Below are 582 nucleotides of genomic sequence, written 5' to 3'. Positions count from 1 at the left end.
GTTAGAATATATTCGCTGTATGCTGGACAGTAAGCCATTGCGTAAATGTGCCGAAGAATGTGGCCTCCACCTTGAAACATCGTTCAGGTGGCGGCACCGATTCTTGGCGCTACCATCAGCACTGAAAGCGAGCAAATTAGAAGGCATTATCGAGGCAGACGAAACACTTTTTCCCTACTCAGAGAAAGGCTCAAAACGGATGACTCGTCAGCCCCGTAAAAGAGGGGTGAAAGCGAAAAAACGAGGACGTTCAAAGGATGATTGGGTGCCAGTTTTAACGGTCAGAGACCGAGCTAAGAGTACGTATGAAGCCGTTGTGCCAAGTGTTACATCGGAAGCTTTGCATCAGGAGCTAGCAGGAAAATTAGAGAAAGACAGTGTGTTGTGTAGTGATGGCTATAAGCCCTACATAGCTCTTTCTGAGAAAAATGATTTAATACACAAGCGCTTAGATGTGGCAGGAGGAATTAAGGTGATAGATAAAGTCTTTCACATTCAAAATGTTAACGCCTATCACAGCCGTCTGAAAGCGTGGATAAAACGGTTTCACGGAGTAGCCACAAAATACTTGGAACACTACCT

Annotated in this window: 1 protein-coding gene; it reads left to right on the top strand. The window is 45.0% G+C overall.

From position 1 onward, the window contains the following. Positions 1 to 582: IS1595 family transposase (locus C6Y40_RS10785; protein WP_146129544.1), on the top strand; the 582-nt coding region annotated here is incomplete at both ends.

The sequence above is a fragment of the Marisediminitalea alba genome, assembly GCF_002993365.1.
In the GTDB taxonomy this organism is placed as follows: domain Bacteria; phylum Pseudomonadota; class Gammaproteobacteria; order Enterobacterales; family Alteromonadaceae; genus Alteromonas; species Alteromonas alba.
Note: the sequence above shows the minus strand (reverse complement) of the source record. Positions and strands in the feature narration are given on the sequence as shown.